This window comes from Cupriavidus sp. 05N39 (genome assembly GCF_056397325.1).
On record NZ_JBFTNE010000211.1, the window covers coordinates 1 to 3,863 of the forward strand.

Annotated in this window: 4 protein-coding genes; 3 read left to right on the top strand and 1 reads right to left on the bottom strand. The window is 63.8% G+C overall.

Annotation, left to right across the window (positions count from 1 at the left end):
• Together rpoS and AC1DN0_RS40535 are read left to right on the top strand one after the other, a co-directional pair.
• The coding region (gene rpoS / locus AC1DN0_RS40530) for an RNA polymerase sigma factor RpoS (RefSeq protein WP_477146574.1) at positions 1–1,029 on the top strand (1,029 nt) is incomplete at its 5' end.
• A complete protein-coding gene (locus AC1DN0_RS40535; protein WP_441632032.1) occupies positions 1,026–1,874 on the top strand; it encodes a 3'-5' exonuclease in 849 nt (282 codons plus the stop codon). The genes rpoS and AC1DN0_RS40535, both read left to right, overlap by 4 nt.
• Positions 1,875–1,892: 18 nt before the next feature.
• Here the strand turns inward: AC1DN0_RS40535 and AC1DN0_RS40540 are convergent, their stop codons facing one another.
• Positions 1,893–2,762: an endonuclease/exonuclease/phosphatase family protein gene (locus AC1DN0_RS40540; RefSeq protein WP_477146575.1), complete on the bottom strand. Its 870-nt coding sequence runs from the start codon at positions 2,760–2,762 to the stop codon at positions 1,893–1,895.
• Positions 2,763–3,091: 329 nt separating this feature from the next.
• Between AC1DN0_RS40540 and AC1DN0_RS40545 the strand changes: the two genes are divergently transcribed.
• The coding region (locus AC1DN0_RS40545; protein ID WP_477146576.1) for a class I SAM-dependent RNA methyltransferase family protein at positions 3,092–3,863 on the top strand (772 nt) is incomplete at its 3' end.

The following is a 3,863-nucleotide window of genomic DNA, read 5'->3' on the forward strand; positions in this document are numbered from 1 at the left end:
CCACTGACCGATGAGCCCATCACCACGGGTACGGCGGTAGGATTGCGCGAGGCCGACCTGATGGTCGAGGAAGTCGAACGGCAGGCCCGCGACGAGGACGAGGAAGAGTCCGAGGACGAAGAGGAAACCGAGAATGGTACAGAGGCCGCCGCGCCCGACCATGATGATTTCCGAACCGTGCTGCATACCGAACTGGCAGCCGATACCGTCCAGCATTACCTGAACCGTATCAGCATCAAGCCGCTGCTGTCGGCCCCCGAGGAACTGCATTTTTCCACGCTGGCCAAGGGTGGCGACTTTTCGGCTCGCCAGGTCATGATCGAGCGCAACCTGCGGCTGGTGGTCAGCATTGCCAAGGGCTATCTCAATCGCGGCGTGCCGCTGCTGGACCTGATCGAGGAAGGCAATCTCGGCCTGATGCACGCGATCGAGAAATTCGATCCCTCGCGTGGATTCCGTTTTTCGACCTACGCCACCTGGTGGATCCGCCAGAGCATCGAGCGCGCCATCATGAACCAGGCGCGTACCGTACGCCTGCCGGTCCATGTCATCCGCGAGCTCAACCAGGTGCTGCGTGCCAAGCGTCATCTGGAAAAAGGCGGCACCGACGGCCGCGACGCCAGCCTGGAAGATATCGCCCATCTGCTTGGCAAGACGCCCGACGAAGTGCAGGACGTGCTCGCGCTCAACGAGCACACCACCTCGCTCGACACGCCTTTCGATCTCGATCCGGGCTCCAGCTTGCTCGATTTCCTCTCGGACGAGCACAACGCCGCGCCCGACCAGGAGGTCGCGCACCGGGAACTGGAAAACCTGATGAAACAGTGGCTGGCGCGCTTGTCGGAAAAACACCGCTACGTGGTGGAGCGCCGCTTCGGCCTTAATCATATCGAGCCGGCCACGCTGGAAGAACTTGCCGAGGAAATGGGACTGACACGCGAGCGCGTGCGCCAGATCCAGCAAGAGGCGCTGGTCAAGCTCAAACGCCATTTTGCATCGCAAGGCGTGCGCAAGGACGCTGTTCTATGACATCTGTGCTGGTTTTCGACATCGAGACGATTCCCGATGTCGATGGATTGCGTCGTCTGCACGACCATCCCGATTCCATGAGCGACGCCGAAGTCGCCGAACATGCCTTCGCGGCCCGCCGCGAGAAAAACGGCAGCGATTTCCTGCCGCACTACCTGCAGCGCATCGCTGCCATTTCCTGCGTGTTGCGCCGGAACCAGCGGGACGGCAGCCCGGTCTTCCATGTGGGCTCGCTGGGCACGATGGACGACGGCGAGGCGGTGCTGATCCAGAAGTTCTATGACCTGGTGGCGCGCTATTCGCCACAGATCGTGTCGTGGAACGGCGGCGGCTTCGACCTGCCCGTGCTCCACTACCGCGGGCTGGTCCACGGCATCGTGGCGCCGCGCTACTGGGAAATGGGCGAGGGCAGCGAGTCTGACAGCCGCGATTTCAAGTGGAATAACTACATCAGCCGCTACCACATGCGGCACCTCGACCTGATGGATCTGCTGGCGATGTACCAGCCGCGCGCCAGCGCACCGCTGGACGACCTGGCCAAGTTGTGCGGCTTTCCCGGAAAGATGGGCATGGATGGCAGCAAGGTCTGGCAGGCCTATCAGGATGGCCAGTTGGGCGCGATCCGCGACTACTGCGAGACTGATGTCGTCAATACCTATCTGATGTACTGCCGCTTCCAGTTGATGCGCGGCGGCCTGACGCCCCGGCAGTTCGATACCGAGATCGAATTCGTGCAGGAATCGCTTGCCGAGTTGCCCGGTTCGCAGTGGATCGAATACCTCCAGTCCTTCCGCGTCAAGCCGGTGCACGCTGGCGGCGATGACGACGAAGAACCGGAGATCTGACAGCGCCCCGCCTCCCTTTTATTCGTCCGCCAGGGACAGATAGATCGGCTGGTGGTCCGAGGCCTGCGTTTCGCTGTCCACCTCGCAGCACAGCACGCGCGACAGCAGGTCTTCCGTGAGGAAGACGAAGTCGCACGCAAATGGTGCTTCCGGCCACTGATCCTTGTCGTGCAACGCGCAGGTGGGCGCGTGGGGCTTGCCTGGATTGGCGTGCATCCAGGCGTCATGCCAACCGATGATGCCGGTCTCGTGAGAGCCATCGTACGGTGCCAGCATGCGCAGATAGGCAATGTCGTCCGGGACGCTGTTGAAGTCGCCGCACAATACGGCGGAGGCGGGGCGCGGCTCGGGTGTGAACGGGCCGGGGCCGGTTTCCGCCAGGCCGGGCTGGCTGGCGTGCTCGCACGCTTCGCGGTGCCATGCGCGCAGCGCGTCGGTCTGGGCAGCGCGCTGGTGCGTCGAGTAGTACTCGAGATGGGTGCAGATCACGCGCAAGCGTCGATCACCCGCCAGCACCRTAGCTTCCAGCGCGACGCGTGGCATCGAGGGCACGGTTGGATCGGCAGGCCAGGGCAGGGCGTGGTGGAACACTTCGCACAGGGGCAGGCGGGTGGCGATGAGGTTGCCGAACTGGCGCGGCGAACCATCCGCGGAGAAGCGGTCCACCCCCGGCGCGTACAGAATCCGGTAGCCGGGGAGCAGTGCCGCCAGTTCAGCCACCTGGTCTGGGCCAGGTCCGCCGCCGAGGTCGCCATAGCCCCGTGTCACTTCCTGCAGGCAGAGCACATCGGCATCCGCGATCGCGCGCAGAGTCCTGACCGTGCGGCCCAGGTCCACGCGCCCGTCGGCGCCACGACCCCACTGGATATTCCAGGAAATCAGTTCCATGTCGCCTCCCTGCTCGAATTCCGTTGCGCGCGGTGCCGGTGTTCGGTGCCGGCGGTGCCACGCGCATGCTGCATCCATGTTGCGCCTATCTTGCGCGCTTGTCCCATTGTTGTTACGTCGAAGCCGCCGCGCGGCCGCTCGAGGCAGCGTCTGGACTACAATCGCGCTTTTACAAAACAATACGTCAGGTCCCCCAGGTGTCCCAAGCCGTGACTCGTCCGCAAGCCCAATCGGCGCCCGAAGGTGGCGCTTCCGCCTCCCCGGCGGCTCCCGTTTCCGCTCAGCCCGCGCCCGCGGCGCAGCCCGTCGTACAGATCCACAGCCTCGATATGGAGGCGCGTGGCGTTGGCCGGCTGGTCAATGAAGACGGCACTCCCGGCAAGGTGATTTTCGTCGAAGGCGCGCTGCCGGGCGAAACCGTCAGCTACCGCAGCTTCAAGCGCAAGGCAAGTTACGAACAGGCGAATCTGGTCGAGATCAAGAAGTCTTCGTCGATGCGCGTGAATCCGGGCTGCCAGTACTTTGGTATCTGTGGTGGTTGTTCAATGCAGCACCTGGATGCACGCGCGCAGGTGGCCATCAAGCAACGCGTCCTGGAGGATGATCTCTGGCATCTGTCGAAACTGCGCCCGGACGTGGTGTTCCGCCCGATCGCGGGGCCCGACTGGGGCTACCGCTACCGGGCCCGCCTGACCGTGCGGTATGTGGCCAAAAAAGGCACGGCACTGGTCGGCTTCCATGAAAGGAAGAGCAGCTATGTGGCAGACATGACGCGCTGCGAAGTGCTGCCGCCGCACGTTTCGGCCCTGCTGGTGCCCCTGCGTGAACTGATCACGGGGCTGTCGATCCGTGACCGCATGCCGCAGGTCGAACTGGCTGTGGGCCAGGACGTGACCGTGCTGGTGCTGCGTATCCTGGAGCCGCTTACCGAGGCTGACGAGGTGTTGCTGCGCGGCTTCGCGGACCGGCACGGCGTGCAGTTCTGGCTGCAGCCCAAGGGGCCGGACACGGTGGTGCCGTTCTACCCGCTTGACCGCGAACTGGCCTATACGCTGCCGGAATTCAATATCCGGATGCCGTTCAAGCCGACCGATTTTACCC

What these genes read in the sequence shown, in the direction of transcription:
- AC1DN0_RS40535 (WP_441632032.1), top strand. Translation starts at nt 1,026, where the DNA reads ATGACATCTGTGCTGGTTTTCGACATCGAGACGATTCCCGATGTCGAT.